Source organism: Marinobacter sp. CH_CUG1437-1 (assembly GCF_037029655.1).
Classification (GTDB): Bacteria; Pseudomonadota; Gammaproteobacteria; order Pseudomonadales; family Oleiphilaceae; genus Marinobacter; species Marinobacter salsuginis.
Genome location: NZ_JAYMEW010000001.1, coordinates 399,490 through 419,290, shown reverse-complemented (window position 1 = coordinate 419,290; position 19,801 = coordinate 399,490). Strand labels below are relative to the sequence as shown.

Genomic DNA, 19,801 nt, shown 5'->3' with positions numbered 1-19,801 from the left:
CTCAGGGTGCCTCGAAGCTGGTCAGAAAGCCCGCTGGTAACTGGAGCCCCCAGTTTTCGACGAGTTGCCGGTATCGGCCATTGTCCACCAGTGGCGCCAACAGTTCGAGCATCTGGTCTGCACTGGCGGCGCCGCCCTTCCGGGCAATGATCCTGAGCTGGTAGCGCTGGTCCGGTTCACTCGATATCAGCAGTTTGTCCCAGTCTTCCGGATGCCTGGCCAGGTGCCGCTGCAGGTAGGAGTGACTGACAATCGCAACTTCCGCAACGGAAGGCCGATCGGCCTTGATAAGATTTATGTTGCGGCTGTGGCTGTCGGAAAATTCGATGTCGAATTTCTGCTCCAGCACGGAGTTGTCGGTTTCGTACCCGGTAAAACCGTAGTGATAGCCGGAAATAGCGACGATGGATCGCTTGTTCAGATCATCGAAGAATGAGGAATCTCTGCCGTCCTTTTTGAGAGCGACGTACAGTTCTTCGTCGGCCAGGATTGGACGGGTGATGTCCACGTCCTTCTCTGTCCAGCCCCAGTCTGGGCTTTCAAAGAAGATAACGTCGTAGAGCCCGGCATCGAAATCCAGGTATCGGCGCTTGGGAGAGGTATGAAACACCTGGAAGGAGAACGTTGGGTGGGCGTGTTCGAGTTCCTGAAGCAGGTCGCCCAGCAGGCCTGTGGCTTGCCCGCTACCGTCAACACTGGCGATCGGGGGAAAATGGTAAACGCCCACAGTGATTTCGGTTTCATCTGCCTGGATCGGCGCCGTTACCAGCATAATAGAGGCAGCAAGGGTGGCCAGTAGTCTCCGAATGTGGGATCGAGCGGACACAATATTCCCGGTTATGTAACAATTGAATACGTATTGAGAATAGCATGGGGATTTTGTGTACCTGAAGCAAAAGATTATGAACTAATGCAAAACAGGTCTGTAACCGATGGGTAATGTTGCCAGCCACTTTTTCGCCTATGTCTCCCGCTTGCGTTGGATCAAACGCTGGGGGCTTATGCGCAATGCTATTGAGGAGAATGTGGCTACCCATTCCTGGGAGGTGGCAACCCTGGCCCATGCGCTTGCCATCATCCGCAACCGGCATTTCGGTGGCCAGGTGAACGCCGACCGTATTGCCGCAGCAGCGCTTTACCATGATGCGACGGAGGTGATTACCGGTGATATGCCGACACCGGTGAAATACCATTCAAAGGTGATGCGAGAGGCATTCGGGGACATCGAGCATAAGGCAGAGGCGGAACTGTTGGCGCTGTTGCCCGAGGACCTGCGAGAGGATTTTTCACCTTATGTTCGGGAGTCTCGGCTACCGTCAGAAGACCGGGAGCTGATCAAGGCCGCCGACAGGCTGTCGGCATGGCTCAAGTGCCAGGCGGAGATCCGGGCCGGCAACGAGGAGTTCGAGCCGGCCGCCCAACAGATCCGCAACCGCCTGGAGGAAGACGGATTGCCAGAGGTTGCCTATTTCCTGAAGGTATTCGCCCCCAGTTACGACCAACCCCTGGACAATCTGCTGGGTTGATGGGTTCTCGGGGCTTAGCTGTTGCCTGCCGCGCCGACCATCCCGCCGCGCAGGCCATCGCGCTGCAGATGCTGGCGAACCGTGTCCTCGGGGCTGCCGGCCAGTTCGCGGAACATGCCCATGGAGCCGAGCAGCGCTGAGGATTCGTAGGGTACGAACACCCGCTCGCCCTCTTTCGCCATATTGGGCAGAACCTTGATATAGCTCTGGCCCAGAAGGTAGCCAATAACCGTCTGCTTGTTCTCTTCAGAGTCGCCCATTGCGCTGAGTACCAGACGGATGGACTCCTGCTCACCCTGGGCCCGGAGAATGGCCGACTCCTTGTCGCCCTGGGCATTCAGAATGGCGGATTCGCGCTGGCCCTGTGCCATGGCGATAGCCGCCGACTTTTCCCCCTCCGCTTCGGTGACCGTGGCCCGGCGCTTGCGCTCTGCAGCCATCTGCAACCGCATGGCTTCCTCCACTTCTTCCGGCATGCTGATGTCCTGGACTTCCACCCGGGTAAGCTTGACGCCCCACTTGGAAGCGGCCTCTTCCATCTCGGCCTGGATGGCGTTGTTCACCTCGCTGCGGGATTCAAACAGCTTGTCCAGCTCCATCTTGCCCACCACCGAGCGCAGGGTGGTTTTGGCCAGAACCTCCACCGCCTGGCTCATGTTGGCGACTTCGTAAACGGCCCGGCGCGGGTCAATGATCTGGTAATACAGGGCGCCGTTGATCTTCACCGTGACGTTGTCGGTGGTCACCACCGGCTGTCCAGGGAAGTCCATAACCGTTTCCCGGCGGTCAATCCGGACCTCATCGCTCATCACCGGATGGTAGTCTTCGCCCATGCGGACGTAGCGAATCATGGTGATTGGGCGTGGCCGCTCGATGAAGGGGATGATGATGTTCACGCCACTTTCAAGAATGCGATTGAAAGAACCCAGCCGCTCAATGACCATGACTTCGGATTGGCGAACGATGACCAGTCCCTTGGCAATGATGAAGATGCCAATAGCGACCAGGATCAGGCTGATGATCAGCCCGGGTGAAAGATACTGTTCCATGCTTACTGTTCCTTGTGTGTGATCGTCTCAACAACGGCGGTCGTGCCGTCAAACTGTTTGAAAATGACGTCGGTTCCTTCCGGAAGGTCGGTTTCTCCGGTGTCAGTGACCCGCAGGCGATAGAAATCGCCGTTGACCTTGATGCCCGTGGCACCATCGAAATCCCGTTTCTGGGTCTGGTAACGCCGGCCCTGCTCCACTCCGGTGCCGGTCGTGCCATAGGCCACGCCTTTGGGAGAGAAGCGCGGTCGTATCCAGCGAATGGCGACAGGCACCAGGATTCCCGAGAACACCCCCATGCCGGCCAGCTGCCACTCAAATGGTACGCCCAGAAAAGCCAGCAAGGCGGTCAGCGCCGCGGCAATGCCCAGGGCCAGAAGTAACAGAACACCCGAGGCCAGTTCAGCCAGGCTCAGCACCAGCGCCAGGATCAGCCAGAAATGCGTAAGACTCCATTCCATAAAGAAAATCCACAGGTTCGGGGAAGGGGGAGGCTCGGTGTCGCACACCGGCCGTCGGCATCGGATTGTACCGGAAACCGGATGCCGCGTCAGAGGGTGGCCGGAGTGCCATGTGGCCTGGTTCACTAAAGCCATATCCCCCGGACAGGCAATTGTTAGAGTATCTGCTTTAATTGCCAGAGCACACAACAAGAGGTCCGTGACCATGAAGAATCTGAAGAACAAAGTTGCCGTTGTTACCGGTGCCGGCTCGGGTATCGGGCGCGCGCTCGCCAAGTCCCTGGCGGACCGGGGCTGCCGGCTGGCGCTGTCTGACGTCAATGAGGCCGGCCTGGCTGAAACGGCGGAAGCGCTCGGGAATGCCGACGTGAAGACCTACCGGCTGGATGTCTCGGATCGGGATGCCATCTTTGCCCATGCCGAGGAGGTTGTAAAAGACTTTGGTCAGGTCAATCTGGTCATCAACAATGCGGGCGTGGCACTGTCTGCAACGGTACGTGAGATGACCGACGAGGACTTCAAATGGGTCATGGACATTGACTTCTGGGGTGTTGCCCACGGCACCCGTGCCTTCCTGCCACATCTGATTGCCTCGGGCGATGGCCATGTGGTGAATGTGTCCAGCGTGTTCGGACTGATCGGCGTGCCCAAACAGAGCGCCTACAACGCCGCCAAGTTTGCGGTACGCGGATTCACCGAAGCCCTCAGGCAGGAAATGAAGCTGGAAAACCAGCCGGTGGCGGTGAGTTGTGTGCACCCCGGTGGCATCCGCACCAACATTGCCAATGCCGCGCGTATGGGCAAGTCCGAGAATGCCGTCGCCCAGCGCAAGGGTTTCGACAAGCTCGCCATGACCACGCCCGAGAAAGCGGCGGAGACCATTGTGAAAGGCATCCTCAAGAACGAGTCCCGCATCCTGGTAGGCCCGGACGCCTGGGGTATCGACGCCATCAACCGTCTGCTGGGTTCGGCTTATCAGCCTTTGGTGGAACGCTTCTCTCGCAAGAACCTGTATGTCTGATGCGTGCGGCTGAGTGTCAGGGGCCCGTGAAGAACCGGGCCTGCTGTACATTTTACAAACAGTGTTTCGGGGCTATACTCGTAAGCTGATCCAAGGAAGAGTCAGCATGAATACGCCTCACCATTCCGACCTGGGGGCCACACTGGAACAGAGCCGCTCAGGTCTGCGGGACAGCCATCGCCGCTCGTTGATGCGGCTGCTTTTTCTGATCACTGGCTCGGCACTGGTGGTTTTCGCATGCCTGCAGATTCTCAATGGTTTCCTCTGGGTGGGCATTGGTGAACTCTGTGCCAGCGCGTTGCTGTTTTTCGGCGTCTGGCGCCTGAAATCCACGCCTCACCTGCAGCAATGGGTTTATGCCTATCTGGTGCCTCTGTTCGCATTTTTCCTCGTGATAATGCTGCTGCCAGAAGCCTCGGTGTCCGCTTTCGTCTGGGTGCTGATGATGCCGGTTCTTGCCTACCTGCTGCTCGGCAAGAAAGAAGGCATGATTCTCAGCGCGCCCTTCATGATCGTCGGCGGCGTTATCTACTACATCCACCTTGGCCAGGTCGGCAGCCCCCACGCGATGATCGATCTGCTCAACATGGTGTTGTGCGGTGCCCTGATGCTGGCCTTCATTCACCTGTATGAGGGCCGCCGCGAAGAGGCCGAGCAGCGCCTGGTGGATATGGCCCAGACTGATGCGCTGACGGGCCTCGCCAATCGCAGCAACTTCCAGGGCACATTGAATCGGACCATCGCCGAGTGTGATCGCAGCGGAGCCGGTTTTGCTCTCGTGGTCATGGACATTGACCACTTCAAGCTTGTGAACGACACCCTGGGCCACGAGGCCGGAGACTATGTTCTCAAAAACATCAGCCGATGCCTGACCGAGCGCCTGAGAAACACGGACTTCGTCGGCCGCCTCGGTGGCGAGGAGTTCGGCCTGATTCTGCGGGATGTGAAGCCGGCGGATGCGTTTGTCCTGATGGATGAGCTGCGCCAGCGGATTGCTGAACGCGATTTGCCCTATGGTGATGCCCGTATCCGGGTGACCGCCTCCTTCGGGGTTGCCCAGTGGCCAGATCACGGCCGGGAAGCTGAAGGCCTGCTCCGGGTTGCGGACCGCTGGCTGTACAGTGGCAAGCGGGCCGGTCGAAATCGGGTTGTGGGGGCTGGTCACAACCCACGCCAGCTCGAGATTCTGACTGTCGAAGCAGGCTGATTGCGGTATTCTTGGGGCCATCATTTCCTTGCAAGATTGACCTAGCCCATGTGTGAACTGCTGGCCATGAGCGCCAATACGCCCACTGACCTGTGTTTCAGCTTCACCGGCCTCACCCGCCGCGGCGGCCAGACCGGCCCCCACAAGGACGGTTGGGGTGTGGCCTTCTACGAGGGCAAAGGCGTCCGGGCCTTCCACGACGCCGATGCCAGCGCCAGTTCCCGAATCGCCGAAGTGGTCCAGACCCACCCGATCAAGAGCGAAGTAGCCATCTGCCACATCCGCCAGGCAAACGTCGGCGACATCTGCCTGGCCAATACACATCCGTTCATGCGGGAACTCTGGGGCCGCTACTGGGTGTTCGCCCACAACGGCCAGCTCTCCGGTTTCCGTTCGAATCCCGGCTTTTACGAGCCGGTCGGTACCACCGACAGCGAAGCCCTGTTCTGCGACATCCTTAACCACTTACGCAGCCATTGCGACCGGAACACCCCGACCGACGACATCATCGATCGGCTCGTAACCCTGTCGAAGGCGTATGCCAGCCAGGGCGTGTTCAACCTCCTGCTGAGTAACGGCGACTGGCTGTTTACCTACTGCACCACCAAGATGGCCAGCATTACCCGGCGGGCCCCGTTCGGTCCCGCTCGCCTGAAAGACGCGGACGTGACGGTGGACTTTGAATCGGAGACGACGCCAAACGATATCGTCAGCGTGATTGTGACGGAGCCACTGACCACCGATGAAAAGTGGGATGTCTACCAGCCGGGTGAATGGCGGTTATGGAAGAAAGGAGAAGTCATTCGATCCGGCGTCGCTGAGCCGAATGCCTGACCCGGGAGTTGGGAATCGGGCGGGGAGGTCTTTCTTCCGGGAAAAGGCAACTCGCTGTGCTCAGACATCATTTTCCCTGCACAAAGACCTCCCCACCCGATTCCCTTCAGGGCTGGGAGTTGCTTCCGTGGTTTACTGAAGCGTCCTGCGATTACCTTTCTTGTATTGCGGTGCGATGTGCGCCTGGATTTCTTCCTTGAAACGGGCAATCAGGTCGCTGTTGTCGTGATCCCAGGGATGAAAACCGGGCTTGAAATACTCCAGCCATGTGGGAATCAGGCTGGAGAAGGTGCCGTTCAGGCCCCACAGGCGCCAGAGACCTGAGGCCGTGTCTTTCAATGAGAAATTCTTGCGGTCGTTCAGCATCATCCGGCTGGTGAAGTAGGTGCTCATCACCCCCAGGGCGGCGGTGCTGAAAGCGAGATAAAAGGTTCTTTCGGCGTAGGTGCCGCCTGCTGCCTGGAATACGTCGTAGGCTACCGCCTTGTGCTCCGTTTCCTCGATTGCATGCCAAACCCATAGCGGGCGCATGGTCTCGTCCATGTCCTGGCGAACATCGTCACGTTCCAGCAGCATGTCGGCCATCATAGCGGTCAGGTGCTCCAGGGCACAGGTGATGGCCAGCTGATGCCGTTTGGGCAGTTTCTTGGCGATGCCCAGAACCACCTCCAGATGCTTTTCCAGCTCTTCCACCGGCATGCCCTGGTCTCGGACGTGCTGGTTCATAGCAATGTGCTCCAGGGAGTGCATGGCCTCCTGGCCAATGAACCCGCGTATCTCCTCTTTGAGCTTGGGATCGGAGATCTTGTCCCGGAACGCCCTTACCGAATCGACAAAGAACTGCTCGCCCTGGGGGAACAGCACCGAGAGCGCATTCATGATGTGGCTGATGGTGTAGCTGTTGTCGACCCAGTAACGGGGTACCTGCTCGCCAAACTCGAACCCCATGCGCTGGGCGGTGATGGTGACGTTGTCCGGGGTGTTCGAGGCCCGGGTAACCGGAGCCGCTTTGTTTTCTGCGGTTTTGTTGCTCAGCATGTGTGTACTCCTCACTCTGGCTGATGTCATGGCTCCAGTGTGGGGCAGTCAAGGTCAGGCAGGAATGCGCAAAGGGGACGGCAGTCGATCAGGATGGGACACGGCCCGGGATTTGATTGGCCATGCTGACGGCGAGCATGGTGTACCGGGCCCCACTGTAGCGGCAAGAGGCATCTGATAGAGTCAGTTGAAGTGCTTCAGCCACCCCAATAATAAGGAATGCCAATGAGCCCAATTGGTCCGGACAAAGAACGGCAGATGCTGGGATTGTTCCTGGTGCCGGGCGCTTACCTGCGGGTCTTGGCCGAAACCGTCCGGCAACTGGGGTATAACGACCGGTCACTCTATGAAGGGCTCGAATTCTCCCCGGACGATCTCAAGTCCAACGACAGCCGGGTCTTTGTCACCGATGCCATCATCATGGCCAAGCGGGCCGTGAACCTGGCCGGGCAGGACGGTCTCAGTTTCATGCTGGCCCGCGAACTGCGCCTGACCATTCACGGCACCCTGGGCTTCGCGGCCCTCACCAGCCCCACCTTCGCCGATGCCCTGGATTCCGTGCGCCGTTACCTGCATTTGCGGGTGCCGTTCCTCAGTATGAGCCAGTCCGAAGCAGGGGATCAGGTGCTGGTAAAGCTGTGCACCGAATTCGAAGTGCCCGGCCTCTATCCGTTTCTCGCCGAGACCGTGAGCGCCACCCTGATCCTGCTGACCGAACAGCTCCTGGACCGGGAAGACGCTGCCAGACACGGCTTTGCTTTGGAAGACGGCAAGCTCCCGGGCGTCACCGTTCGCCTGAGCGCGCCGGAGCCGCCCTGCTACCGGCAGTTTGCGAACCAGCTACCGGTCCGATTCGAATACGGCCAGCCGGATGAAATGATGGTGTTCCCCCGGGAGCTTCTGGAAGTGCGCATGCGCCTGGCCGACGCCGAAGCCTCCCGCATGGCCCGAGATCAGTGTGAGTTCGAGCTCCAGAAGGCCCTGAAAGAGCAGGGTGACATTGTCCTGGCCATCCGGAACATGCTCCGGATGATGCCCGGCCCCTTGCCGTCTCTGGAAGCCATGGCCGAGCGTTTCTGCGTCTCGTCCCGAACCCTGAAACGCCGCCTGGCCGACCGCGATACCAGCTACCGTGAAATCCTCGAGTCGGTTCTGCAAGACCGGGCGATCCAGTTACTCCGCTATACCAACCAGTCCGTCAGCGAGATTGCCTATGAGCTGGGTTATGCGGACCTGTCCAACTTCAGCCGGGCTTTTCGTAAGTGGACGGGTAAGTCGGCCAGCGAGTTTCGTGAGGGTGGTCCGGACCCTGCGCCCGAGGTGGGGCCCTAATTTCAGGGACCTCACGTTTGGGAGCGTGGTCGCAGGGCGGGGCTTTATTTTTTCGGGTAAAAACAACTCGCTTCGCTCAGACATTTTTTCCCCGAAAAAATAAAGCCCCACCCCACGCCCTGCTGACAGCTGAGAATGCCGTCAGAAGAGTTATTGCTCGTTCTTAATTTGTTTTTCTGATCCCATGCCACAATGGTTCGACGGACGGGGGGAAGGAATTTTTTCCCGACAGGAAAAAGATGTCTGAGCGAAGCGAGTTGTTTTTCCCGAGGGAAAAAATTCCTTCCCCCCGGCCAGCCCCCAAATCAACCAGGCTAGGGCCATAATTGAAACCAGACACCAACCCAAGAGGATGAAAACGAACATGACCCAAAGGCCAGACACCCACAGCAAACTCATCGGCTACCTGCTCTGGATCTTCGGATTCCTGGGCTCGCACCGGTTTTACTACGGCAAACCCGTTACCGGCACCATCTGGTTCTTTACCCTGGGGCTGTTGTTCATCGGCTGGATCATCGACCTGTTCCTGATCCCGGCCATGGACCGGGAGGCGGACCTGCGGTTCCGGGAAGGTGAAGTCAGTTACAACATCGGCTGGATCCTGCTGACCTTCCTGGGTGTGTTCGGGATTCACCGGATGTACATGGGCAAGTGGATTACCGGAATCATCTACCTGTTGACCGGCGGCCTGTTCCTGATTGGTGTGCTGTATGACTTCTGGACCCTGAACAACCAGATCTCCATCCGCAACGAAGAGCGCCGCTTCGGCTGATCGAGCTGCTTACAGGCCGGCGGCGGTCTCCAGTTCAACCAGGGCTTCCTCCAGGTAGTCGAGCATCCGCTGCAGGCTGGGTAGCGTTCGGCGGCAGCCGATGAGGCCGAATTCTACCTGGTCGCCGTAACTGGTCAGGGTCATGTTCAGGGCCAGGCGGTCCATGGCGATGGAGACCGGGTACATGCCGTCCAGGGTTGCGCCGTTCCAGTAGCAGGTCTCCCGTGGCCCAGGCACGTTGGAGATCACCACATTGAAGGTCTGCCATTTCGGAGCCATGCCGGTGAGCAGATGGAACGCTGCCGGCGCCAGGGTGAGAGCGGTGTAGTTGATGATCTCTTCCGGGGACATGTGGGCGTAGCGGTCCTTGGCGGCTTTCACATCCTCATGGATCTGCATCAGCCGGGTGACCGGGCTGGTGACATCGGTGTGCAGCGAGGCGAGGATAACACCCACCTGGTTACCGCCTGAGCTGTCATCCCGGCGCAGGGATACCGGGACCATAGCGATCAGCGGTTTCTCTGGCAGCGCGTCCCGGTTCATCAGATAGCTGCGCAGCGCAGTAGCACACATGGCCATCACCACGTCATTCACCGTGGTCCTGTAGATTTTACATACCGCCTTTATCCGACTGAGTTCATAGGATTGCGCCGCGAAGCGCCGGGAGCCGGTAATCTTCTGGTTCAGGATGCAGCGGGGTGCGTGGAAGATGGAGGAGTAGGCCGGGTCCTTGCGGGCGTTGTTGATGGTTCTAAGCAGTTCCCGGGCCACGGTGGGCACCGTGCCCAGTTGTTTGCCGGATTCACCCAGTAGATGGCCGACACTGCGCCACAGGGAGGGGCCACCATCCTCCTTTTCACGGGACGGGCGGGGTGGCATGGCCCAGATCGGCGGCATGTCCCGTTCGCCGGTATCCTGGCATAGCATCCGGGTGACCATCCGCATGGCCGATACGCCGTCCACCAGGGCATGATGTACCTTGATATAGACGGCAAACTGGCGCTCCCCCAGCCCTTCAATCAGATGGAACTCCCACAGTGGTCGCTCCCGGTCCATCAGGTGGGAATGTTCCGCCGAAACAAACGACAACAGCTCTCTTACCCGTCCCGGCGTCGGTAGCGCTTCGAAACGGAAGTGGTGCTCCAGATCCAGATGCTCGTCTTCCACCCAGACTGGCTGGCCGAGCCGGTAATCCAGGCGCTGGTTGAACGGCGGCGTTACTTTGGTGAATTGCCTGAGCCGGTCTGCGAGCTGGGCGACGTAATCATCCGGTGCGTCCTCGGGAAAAGAAAACAGCTGAAGACCGCCCACATGCATGGGCTGCTGCCGCTTTTCCAGCCATAGAAAAAGCTGATCCGTCGGGCTGAGAGGTTTCACGGGGCGTCCTTGTAATTGGTGTTGCCACAATAGTAGCTCAGATGGCTGGCAACGGAATTGACCCCGGTTCGCATTCCCTCACCCGGATGGGCCAAACCGTGTCCAAGGTCCGGACGGGGTTTTTCAACGTAAGCCATGAACTAAGGTTAGTAATTGCATCCATCAAAATGAATCTTGGAGAAAGGACGTGGGAACTCTCATGAAGAGCCTGCAGGGCGTTCTCTTGTTTGCGTGCGGCCTGTTTCCGTTGTCTACCGCTGCCCAGGACCTGCCAGGTGTCCAGCTGGAAACCGTCTCGTCGGAAAATATCATCGAGGAAGTGACCCTGAACGGCACGGTAAATGCCCTGCGGGTCTCCGGTTTGTCGGCGGCAGTGGCCGGCCTGCTGGAGGCGGTTCGGGTGGAAACCGGGGACCGTGTTTCCCGGGGCGATGTGCTGGTCGAGCTCGACGATGAGATGGTCACCTGGGAGCTGGCGGCCGCGAGGGCCGATGAGGAAGAGGCACGCAGCCGTCTTGATGAGGCGCAGCGCCGGCTGCGTGAGGCCAGGTCTGTGGGTGCAGGCCGTAATATTGCGGCTACCGAAGTCAGTGCCCGGGAAAGTGAAGTGGCGGCCAGCGAGGCGGCGCTTGCACGCCTGGAAGCCGTCCGCCGACAGGTGGAAGTCCGGGCCGATCGCCATCGCGTGACAGCGCCCTTTGACGGTGTGGTCAGCCAACGCTCACGGGATATTGGTGAATGGGTCACCCCGGGCGACCAGCTGCTGACGCTGGTTGATACCGACAACCTGCGTCTGGATTTCCGGGTACCCCAGTCCTTCTACAAACGTATCGACGACAACAGCCGGCTTCTGGTGCAGAACGGGCAGGAGCTGACCAGAGCAACCATCAATGTTCTGGTGCCGGTCAATGATCCCCAGTCCAGAACCTTTCTTCTCCGCGCGATAAAGCCCGAGTCGGTGAAGCTGCTCCCGGGAATGTCGTCACAGGCGGTTCTGCGGGTGACGACCGGTGAACGTGGCCTGACGGTCTCGCGGGATGCCATCAACCGGTATCCCGAAGGGCGAACCACCGTATGGATCGCCGAACCGGAGGATGAAACTACCTGGACCGTGACCGAAAAGCGGGTGCGTCTTGGTACCGGCTTTGAGGGCCGGGTAGAGGTCACCAGCGGCCTTGAGGCAGATCAGAAGGTGGTGGTCCGTGGCAACGAGTCCCTGAGCGAGGGCATCAGCGTTCGCATTGCCGAGCGGGAGAGCCGCTGATGTTTGCCGGCATAATCCGCCACGGCACATTGGTCGCCGTGATTGCCCTGATTGTGGCCATCCTCGGGGCCGCCGCCGCACTTCGAATTCCGGTCCAGATGATTCCGGATCTGGAAGTGCGCACGGTGACGGTGGAAACCAGTTGGCCCGGCGCCACTCCCCAGGACATCGAGAAAGACATCCTGATCGAGCAGGAACGTTTCCTGCGCAATGTTCCCAATCTCAGTCGAATGACCTCCACCGCGTCCAGCGGTGCAGCCGAAATCGAGCTGGAGTTCCCGTTCGGCGTCGATATCACCGAGACGCTGATCCAGATTAATAATGCCCTGAGCCAGGTCCCGGATTATCCGAGAAACGTCGATGAGCCGCGCATCGTGGCGGCGTCCTTCTCCTCCAACGCGTTCATGTATTTCCGCATCGCCACCCTGGAGGGCAACCCCAGGGAACTGGATATCGAACTGATGCGCGATTTTATTGAAGACCGCGTTCGGCCAAGGATGGAGAGTGTTCCGGGTGTTTCCGAGGTCACCGTCGGCGGCGGTGCCGACCGGCAGATGCAGGTTATTGTGGACGAAGCGGCCCTGGCCCAGCGGGGCCTGAGCTTGCTCGATCTGCGTGATGCCATTGTCAGTCGCAACCAGGACATTTCCGGTGGCGAGATTGATGCCGGCAAGCGCCGGTACCTCCTGCGCACGGTTGGGCGCTTTGATGACGTTGAATCCCTGGAGCAACTGGTGGTTCGAAGGCAGGGTGACAGCGTGGTGCGCCTGGGTGAGGTTGCCGAGGTTCGGCAGGGGCATTCACGCATTCGGGAATTGTCCGTTGTTAACGGACAGCGGGTGATTGGCCTGCAGGTTCGTCGCGAGAGTGGGTCCAACGTCATCGATATCAAGCACGCGATGATGGATGAAGTGGCCGCGATCAACCGGGAGGTGCTTGAGCCGGCCGGCATGAGACTGGGCCTGACCGCAGACGATGCCCGTTATGTGGAAGCCTCTGTAGCCAACGTCTGGACCAACCTGGGCATTGGCGCCGCCTTCGCAACCCTGGTGATGTTCCTGTTTCTGCGATCAGGTAGAGCGACGTTTGCGGGTGTGGTGGGCATCCCTTTGTGCGCCATTGCCGCGTTTATCGGGCTGCTGATCACCGGTCGTACGATCAACGTGATTTCCCTGGCGGGCATCGCCTTTGCCATCGGTATGACCGTCGACAACAGCATCGTGGTGCTGGAGAATATCGAGCGACACCGACGTCTGGGGCTGGACCGTTTCGAATCGGCCCTCAAGGGCGTGCGGGAAGTCTGGCCGGCGGTGCTGGCGTCCTCCACCACAACCATCCTGGTATTCCTGCCGATCCTGTTCATCGAGGAAGAAGCCGGACAGCTGTATTCCGACGTGGCAATTGCGATCTCCGCCGCCATTCTGGCGTCCATGCTGGTGGCCATAACCATCATACCCACCCTTTGTGCCCGGCTGGATTTCGGTCGCCGGGGTATGCAAACGGATGAATACGGCAATGAGACCTCGGGTCGCTGGAGTCGGGCCGCCATGGCGGCGGTGCGCTGGCTGGTGAATGGCGCGGTGCGTCGTGTTCTGGTCATAGCGGCAACCGTGGGTGTCAGCCTCTGGGTGATCTTCGTGCTGACTCCGCCCGCCGAATACCTGCCGGAGGGTGAGGAACCCAAGACCTTTGCGGCCATGTCCGCGCCGCCCGGCTATAACCTGCAGGAGATGGAAGCCATTGCCCGACAGGTAGAGGATTATTTCCTGCCCCACGTGAACGCCGATGGCCAGGCCTATGCCGCCGGCGAGACCAGCGTGCCGCCCATGGCCTATCTCAATATGCAGGTAACGCCAACCCGGATCCGGATCATTGCAGAGACCCTGAACCCGCGGCATATCGAAGCCCTGATGGACGAGATCACCCGGTTCTATGAACAGTTCCCGGGCATGCGAGCCTTCGCGGCCAAGGGCTCCATCATTTCCAGCAACGACGGCGGCACCCGCAGCATCAACCTGGACATCTCCGGCCCGGATCTGGTCTCGGTATACAGCGCCGCGAATGCCGCCTACCAGCGGGCGGAGGAAATCTTCGACAATCCCCGCATCCAGAGCCAGCCCTCCACGCTGTCTCTGGCACAACCGCTGATCCAGATCATGCCCGACTGGGATCGTGCAGCGGAGCTTGGCCTGGGTGCCGAAAGCATTGGATTCACCGTGGCCTCCCTGACCGAGGGCAGCTACGTGGACGACTTCTTTCTGGACGACGAAAAGATCGATATCTATGTGTATGGCAGCGAGGGTCGCAATCCGTCACTGGACAGTCTGCCCGATGTCATGGTGCACACGCCCCAGGGCGCGACCCTGCCCCTGTCCAGCCTCGCCACCATAGAGGAAACCGTGGATACCAGCACCGTCCGCCGGGTGGATGGTCGCCGCACCGTGACCCTGAACGTGATTCCCCCGGACGATGTGCCGCTTGAGGCCGGCGTTGAACGGGTACGCACGGAACTGCTTCAGTCCATGCGCGAAAGTGGTACCTTGCCGGCGAATGTGGACGTCGATATCTCCGGTGCCAGCGACCAGTTGAACGCCACGCGGGAAGCGCTGACCGGCAATTTCATCATCGCCATCGCCATTGTCTACCTGCTGCTGGTGGCCATCTTCGCCCACTGGGGCTTCCCGCTGCTGATCATGACCGCCATCCCACTTGGTGTGGCTGGCGGCATCGTGGGCCTGGCCCTGATGAACCTGGTGGGTGGCCTGCTGCCCATGCTCGGCCTGCAGCCTCTGAGGCAGCCCTTCGACATGATCACCATGCTGGGCTTCCTGATCCTGATGGGCACGGTGGTGAACAACCCGATCCTGGTGGTGGACCAGGCCCGCCAGAACCTGCGCCAGAAAGGCGTTACCGTGGTGCAGGCCGTCACCAGCGCCGTACAGACCCGCCTGCGGCCCATCGCCATGACCACCCTGACCACCATCTGCGGCCTCTCGCCTTTGGTGTTCCTGCCCGGTGAGGGCACCGAACTCTACCGGGGCGTTGGCGCCATCGTCCTGTTCGGCCTGCTGGGGGCTGCCATCGTAACGGTGACCTTCCTGCCGTCACTGACCATCTTCGTTCTGGGCTGGCGCGAGCGGTGGCGGTTGCGCCGTTCTGGGGAGGTCTGACCTGGGAGTAGCGCCGTCACGCGCCATGGGAGTTCTTTGTTCCGGGGAAAAGCAACTCGCTTCGCTCAGACATCTTTTCCCCTGCACAAAGAACTCCCATACCACGCGCCGGCTTCCGCCGGCATTGTTAAGGGCTCAGGCCGCGATGGATTCTCGCTGGTTGGCCCGGACCTCCAAGCGGATCTGGTTGCCGTCCAGCAGGACAGGGTAGGTTTTGACCCGTACTGCATCGTCTTCCAGACAGACCCCGGTGCGCAGACTGAAATGCTGCTTGTACAGCGGCGAGGCCACCACCGGCTCCCCTTTCAGATCCCCGGTAATCCCCCGGGCCAGCACATTGGCGCCGCTGAACGGGTCAGTGTGACTGATGGCAAACAGTGCGGGCAGCCGGTGCGGAAGATAAAACACCGCGACCGGGCCGTCCTCGGTCCAGACCGCGATGCCGGATTCCGGTACCAAATCGTCTACGGTGCAGACGGCTTCCCAACGAGTGCGTGGTTTCATATGTTCCTCCAATGTCTTTATTAGCTGTTCAAGCCGATTCGTCCTAGAAAATTCTGGCTTGTTGCACCCAGGCGTTAACTCTTGGCCGGGTGAGCGTGGGGGTAGATATCTTTCCCCGACAGGAAAAAGGTGTCTGAGCGAAGCGAGTTCTTTTTCCCGAGGGGAAAGATATCTACCCCTGCGCTCCGCCCCTCAACCAAAAATCTACGCGGATTCCAAAACAGGCCGCCGCTGCCCCCGCTCAACGGTCCACTCCTGCACCGGATCCGACTGCGAAGGCGCATTAACAAACTCCCGGAACCGCTTCCGCTTTTCCGGATCCTCGACGGCCGTCTTCCACTCACACTGGTAGGTACCGACAATCCCCTCCATGTGCTCCTCCAGCTCCGCACCAATCCCCAGGCTGTCCTCCAGCACCACCTGCTTCAGGTACTCCAGGCCGCCTTCAAGGTTCTCCATCCAGACGCTGGTGCGCTGCAGCCTGTCGGCGGTGCGCACGTAGAACATCACCACCCGATCAATGGTGCGGATCAATTCCTCGTCCGACAGATCCGTGGCAAACAGGTCGGCGTGGCGGGGCCGCATGCCGCCGTTGCCGCAGACGTACAGGTTCCAGCCGTTTTCCGTCGCAATCACGCCAAAGTCCTTGCTCTGGGCTTCGGCGCATTCCCGGGTGCAGCCGGACACCGCCATCTTCACCTTGTGGGGCGCCCGCAGGCCCTTGTAGCGGTCCTCCAGGCGAATCGCCATGCCCACGCTGTCCTGCACGCCGTAGCGGCACCAGGTGCTGCCGACGCAGGATTTCACGGTACGAAGTGACTTGCCGTAGGCGTGGCCGGTCTCGAAGCCGGCGGCGATCAGCTTTTCCCAGATCTCCGGCAACTGGCTCAGGGTGGCGCCAAACAGGTCCACCCGCTGGCCGCCGGTGATCTTGGTGTACAGGTCGTATTCCTTGGCCACTTCACCCAGCACGATGAGTTTGTCCGGCGTGATCTCACCACCCGGGATGCGCGGCACAATCGAGTAGGTGCCGTTCTTCTGCATATTGGCCATGAAGGTGTCGTTGGTGTCCTGCAGCGGCACGTGATCCGTGGCCAGGATGTGCTCGTTCCAGCAGGTGGCGAGGATCGAGGCCACCGCCGGCTTGCAGATGTCGCAGCCGTGGCCCTTGCCATGCTGGCTGATCAGAGTGCGGAAGGTGCGAATGCCATTCACCTTCACAATGTGGAACAGCTCCTGGCGGCTGTACGGGAAGTGCTCGCACAGATCCTTGCACACTTCTACACCGCGTTTTTCCAGCTCGCTGTCCACCACGTTCTTCAGGAGCGCTGTACAACCGCCGCAGCCGGTACTGGCCTTGGTTTCGGCCTTGACGCTGCCAAGGTCTGAGCAGCCGGCGTCGATGGCGCCACAGATATCGCCCTTGGTGACGTTGTGACAGGAACAGATGGAGGCAGTCTCCGGCAGGGCGTCGGGGCCCAGGGCCGGTGCGCCGCCCTGGTTTTCCGGCAGGATCAGGGTTTCCGGATTCTCCGGCAGAGTGAGGCCGTTAAGGGCGTATTGCAGCAGAGTGTCGTAGTGGCTGTTGTCGCCCACCAAAATGGCACCCAACAGGGTTTTGCCGTCTTCACTGATCACCATCCGGCGGTAGTGGCCGGCCTGTTCATCGTTAAAGCGGATGTTGCGGGCGCCCGGGGTCTGGGCATGGGCGTCGCCAATGGAACCCACGTCCACACCCAGCAGCTTCAGCTTGGTGCTCATGTCGGCGCCGGTGAAACTCGTCTCCCGATCGCCGTTCAGGGCGGCCGACAGGGTGCGGGCCATGGTATAGCCCGGAGCCACCAGGCCGAAAATCTTCTGCTCCCAGAGCGCGCACTCGCCAATGGCGTGCACATGGGGATCGGACGTGGTGCAGTGATTGTTGATCACGATGCCGCCGCGCTCGCCGATCTCCAGGCCACTGGCTCGGGCCAGGGCATCCTGGGGACGAATGCCGGCCGAGAACACGATAAGGTCTGTTTCCAGGAAGGACTCGTCGCTGAAGTTCATCCGCAATCGGGCGTCCTGGCCGTCGACAATGGCAGTGGTTGCCTTCTCTGTGTGTACCTGAACGCCGAGTTCCTCGATTTTGTGACGCAGCAAGGCGCCACCGTCCGCATCCAGTTGCACCGGCATCAGCCGGGGCGCAAATTCCACCACGTGGGCTGCAAGTCCCAGGCTCTTGAGCGCATTGGCCGCTTCCAGACCCAGCAGGCCACCGCCGACGACCACGCCGGTACGGGCACCTTCGGAGCTGGCGCGAATGGCATCCAGGTCATCCAGGGTGCGGTAAACCAGGCAGTGGGGCCGGTCATTGCCCTCAATCGGCGGCACGAACGGATAGGAACCGGTGGCCAGCACCAATTCGTCGTACCGGTAGCTGCCCCGGGGCGTTTCAAGTGTGCGATTTTCCCGGTCAATGCCGGTCACCTGCTCGTTCAGGTGCAGTTGAATGCCTTGCTCGGTGTACCACTCCAATGTGCCCATCGCGAGATCGGCGTGGGTGGAACCACCGAAATACTCCGACAGATGAACTCGGTCATAGGCCAGCTGTTTCTCCTCGCCAAACACGATGATTTCGTAGTCGTCGGCCGCCGGACTGGCGCAGAACTGCTCCAGAAAGTGATGGCCGACCATACCATTGCCGACGACGATCAGGGTTTTCTTGCTCATGGGTCTGTCCTCTTTCGGGGCAGCTGGCTGAAGGCTCATGCCGCTGCTTCGCAGTAGTTCTTGCCGAATGCTATGAAGTCCCGGTAACGGGAAATATCGTCCTGTTGCAGGATGCGCTGGCTGTACCAGGGGCCGTCCCGGGTATCACCAAGCAACACCGCGCCGGTGAGGCGCTGGTTGCGGATAAGTAGTCGGCAATAGTGATTCTGTTCGTGGTCCTGCCAGACCACCGATTCGGTGTCTCCATCGGGGCTGATCTGGCCGCAGGAAAAAATCGGAACGCCGCTGATTTTCAGGCGGGTTGGTGTATCCACCGGCCGATACTTGGCGTCTGGAGTGCTTCCGCTGAGCACGCCTGCAAGCACCTCGGCCTGCTGGTACCCGGGTTCCACCAGCCCGAAGGTGATGTCTCCCAACTGGCAGCACTCGCCCAGCGCAGAGATTGCCGGGTCGCTGGTACGTAGTTGTCCGTCCACCAGAATGCCGCGATCGCATTCCAGGCCCGCAGCCCGGGCAAGCTCTGCAGACGGTGTGATGCCAGTGGCGAAGAGAACCAGATCGGTGCTGATCAGGGTTTCGTCGTCCAGTTGCACCGCCCTGACCATTGATCGTCCAAGCAGAGCCCTGGGAGCAACCGCGGTGCGAACACTCACGCCGCGTTCTTCCATGTGTTGTTGGAGGAGTTGGCCGCCGATCTCGTCGAGTTGGCGGTTCAGGAGATGACTGCTGCGGTGCAGGAGAGTGACGGCCATACCGCGTTGGCGCAGACCCTCAGCGGCCTCCAGGCCCAGGAAACCGCCGCCAATCACCACTGCTCGGCGGTGCTTGCGAGCAGCATCGATCAGGGTTCTGGCGTCATCCAGATCCCGAAAGGTCATCACGCCCGGGAGATCCTGGCCCGGCAGCCCCGGTTTCGCAGGGCGCGAACCGGTCGCAAACACCAGATGGGTATAGCGCTGAACCCGACCGGTTGTGGTGGTCACCGTCTTATTTTCACGATTGATGGAGACCACCGGTTCGCCAGTGCACACCTCAATGCCGTTGTCCCGAAACCAGTTGTCCTGCTGTAAGGTCAGAGCGGCTTCGTCTGTTTCACCGGCAAGCAGTCCGGAGAGTTGGATCCGGTTATAGGCAGCGGATGCCTCGCCATTGAACACGATGATGCGGGCAAACGGTCTGATTCGCTCACGGCAGAAAGCTTCCAGCAGGCGTTGCGAAACCATGCCGTGCCCGCAAATCACCAGTGTCGATTCAGTGTGTCCTTTCATTTCGCTCGAACCTGTACTTTTCCGACCAAACAAAAAAAGCCGGAGCATCTATTCCCAGAAGGGAAATCGATGGTCCGGCGCCAATGCCAACAACAATGATCTGATGGTCCGGCCTGATCCTTGGCCGGGACGTTCGTCCTTGCTTCTTGCAAAGCGATCTTCGTGCCAGTTCTTGGAAACCTTTAAAATCAGATGGTTAGCTTTTTACCGGTTTGCTCCGGGCACTGTGAGAAGGCGAAAGCTGCCCTGCGACGGGGCGGATTGCA

At 60.0% G+C, this 19,801-nt stretch carries 16 protein-coding genes; 8 read left to right on the top strand and 8 right to left on the bottom strand.

Annotation, left to right across the window (positions count from 1 at the left end):
* Window position 1: 1 nt before the first annotated feature.
* Window positions 2-826, bottom strand: a complete 825-nt coding sequence (locus tag WA411_RS01940; RefSeq protein ID WP_291905199.1) for a substrate-binding periplasmic protein — start codon at window positions 824-826, stop codon at window positions 2-4.
* A gap of 106 nt (window positions 827-932) precedes the next feature.
* Between WA411_RS01940 and yfbR the strand changes: the two genes are divergently transcribed.
* Complete coding sequence (gene yfbR / locus WA411_RS01935) at window positions 933-1,526, top strand: 5'-deoxynucleotidase (protein WP_291905201.1); 594 nt, start codon at window positions 933-935, stop codon at window positions 1,524-1,526.
* A 14-nt stretch (window positions 1,527-1,540) separates the two neighbouring features.
* On the opposite strand, the gene WA411_RS01930 is transcribed toward yfbR, so the two are convergent.
* Both WA411_RS01930 and WA411_RS01925 read right to left on the bottom strand, forming a co-directional pair.
* Window positions 1,541-2,575 carry an SPFH domain-containing protein gene (locus WA411_RS01930; RefSeq protein WP_136630425.1) on the bottom strand — a complete coding sequence of 345 codons (1,035 nt, stop codon included), beginning with the start codon at window positions 2,573-2,575 and terminating at the stop codon, window positions 1,541-1,543.
* Window positions 2,576-2,577: 2 nt separating this feature from the next.
* Window positions 2,578-3,036 carry an NfeD family protein gene (locus tag WA411_RS01925; RefSeq protein WP_069182545.1) on the bottom strand — a complete coding sequence of 153 codons (459 nt, stop codon included), beginning with the start codon at window positions 3,034-3,036 and terminating at the stop codon, window positions 2,578-2,580.
* Window positions 3,037-3,241: 205 nt separating this feature from the next.
* Between WA411_RS01925 and WA411_RS01920 the strand changes: the two genes are divergently transcribed.
* From WA411_RS01920 to WA411_RS01910, 3 genes are all read left to right on the top strand, one after another.
* Window positions 3,242-4,057, top strand: a complete 816-nt coding sequence (locus WA411_RS01920; protein ID WP_069182546.1) for an SDR family NAD(P)-dependent oxidoreductase — start codon at window positions 3,242-3,244, stop codon at window positions 4,055-4,057.
* A 106-nt stretch (window positions 4,058-4,163) separates the two neighbouring features.
* Window positions 4,164-5,264 (top strand): GGDEF domain-containing protein, encoded by a 1,101-nt coding sequence (locus tag WA411_RS01915; RefSeq protein ID WP_291905208.1) that lies wholly within the window; start codon window positions 4,164-4,166, stop codon window positions 5,262-5,264.
* 48 nt (window positions 5,265-5,312) lie between these two features.
* Window positions 5,313-6,098, top strand: a complete 786-nt coding sequence (locus tag WA411_RS01910) for a class II glutamine amidotransferase (protein ID WP_291905209.1) — start codon at window positions 5,313-5,315, stop codon at window positions 6,096-6,098.
* A 132-nt stretch (window positions 6,099-6,230) separates the two neighbouring features.
* On the opposite strand, the gene WA411_RS01905 is transcribed toward WA411_RS01910, so the two are convergent.
* A complete protein-coding gene (locus tag WA411_RS01905) occupies window positions 6,231-7,136 on the bottom strand; it encodes a metal-dependent hydrolase (RefSeq protein ID WP_136630421.1) in 906 nt (301 codons plus the stop codon).
* A gap of 225 nt (window positions 7,137-7,361) precedes the next feature.
* Between WA411_RS01905 and WA411_RS01900 the strand changes: the two genes are divergently transcribed.
* Complete coding sequence (locus WA411_RS01900) at window positions 7,362-8,468, top strand: helix-turn-helix domain-containing protein (RefSeq protein ID WP_291905213.1); 1,107 nt, start codon at window positions 7,362-7,364, stop codon at window positions 8,466-8,468.
* Between the two features lie 364 nt (window positions 8,469-8,832).
* Window positions 8,833-9,240 (top strand): NINE protein, encoded by a 408-nt coding sequence (locus WA411_RS01895; RefSeq protein ID WP_069182551.1) that lies wholly within the window; start codon window positions 8,833-8,835, stop codon window positions 9,238-9,240.
* 9 nt (window positions 9,241-9,249) lie between these two features.
* Here WA411_RS01895 and WA411_RS01890 read toward each other — a convergent pair whose 3' ends face one another.
* Window positions 9,250-10,617, bottom strand: a complete 1,368-nt coding sequence (locus tag WA411_RS01890; RefSeq protein WP_136630418.1) for a WS/DGAT/MGAT family O-acyltransferase — start codon at window positions 10,615-10,617, stop codon at window positions 9,250-9,252.
* A 199-nt stretch (window positions 10,618-10,816) separates the two neighbouring features.
* Between WA411_RS01890 and WA411_RS01885 the strand changes: the two genes are divergently transcribed.
* On the top strand, window positions 10,817-11,881 hold the full coding sequence (locus tag WA411_RS01885) for an efflux RND transporter periplasmic adaptor subunit (protein WP_136630448.1): 1,065 nt from the start codon (window positions 10,817-10,819) through the stop codon (window positions 11,879-11,881).
* Entirely contained in the window at window positions 11,881-15,051 is a 3,171-nt protein-coding gene (locus WA411_RS01880) for an efflux RND transporter permease subunit (RefSeq protein ID WP_291905217.1), read from the top strand. Before WA411_RS01885 ends, WA411_RS01880 begins: the two co-directional genes overlap by 1 nt.
* A 135-nt stretch (window positions 15,052-15,186) precedes the next feature.
* Here WA411_RS01880 and nirD read toward each other — a convergent pair whose 3' ends face one another.
* The 3 genes from nirD to WA411_RS01865 all read right to left on the bottom strand — a co-directional run bounded on the left by nirD (window position 15,187) and on the right by WA411_RS01865 (window position 19,535).
* Window positions 15,187-15,555 (bottom strand): nitrite reductase small subunit NirD, encoded by a 369-nt coding sequence (gene nirD, locus WA411_RS01875; protein ID WP_291905219.1) that lies wholly within the window; start codon window positions 15,553-15,555, stop codon window positions 15,187-15,189.
* Between the two features lie 204 nt (window positions 15,556-15,759).
* The gene (gene nirB, locus WA411_RS01870) at window positions 15,760-18,267 is read right to left on the bottom strand and encodes a nitrite reductase large subunit NirB (RefSeq protein WP_291905222.1); all 2,508 of its coding nucleotides are present in this window, start codon (window positions 18,265-18,267) and stop codon (window positions 15,760-15,762) included.
* Window positions 18,268-18,302: 35 nt separating this feature from the next.
* On the bottom strand, window positions 18,303-19,535 hold the full coding sequence (locus tag WA411_RS01865) for an NAD(P)/FAD-dependent oxidoreductase (protein ID WP_291905225.1): 1,233 nt from the start codon (window positions 19,533-19,535) through the stop codon (window positions 18,303-18,305).
* Window positions 19,536-19,801: the final 266 nt, after the last annotated feature.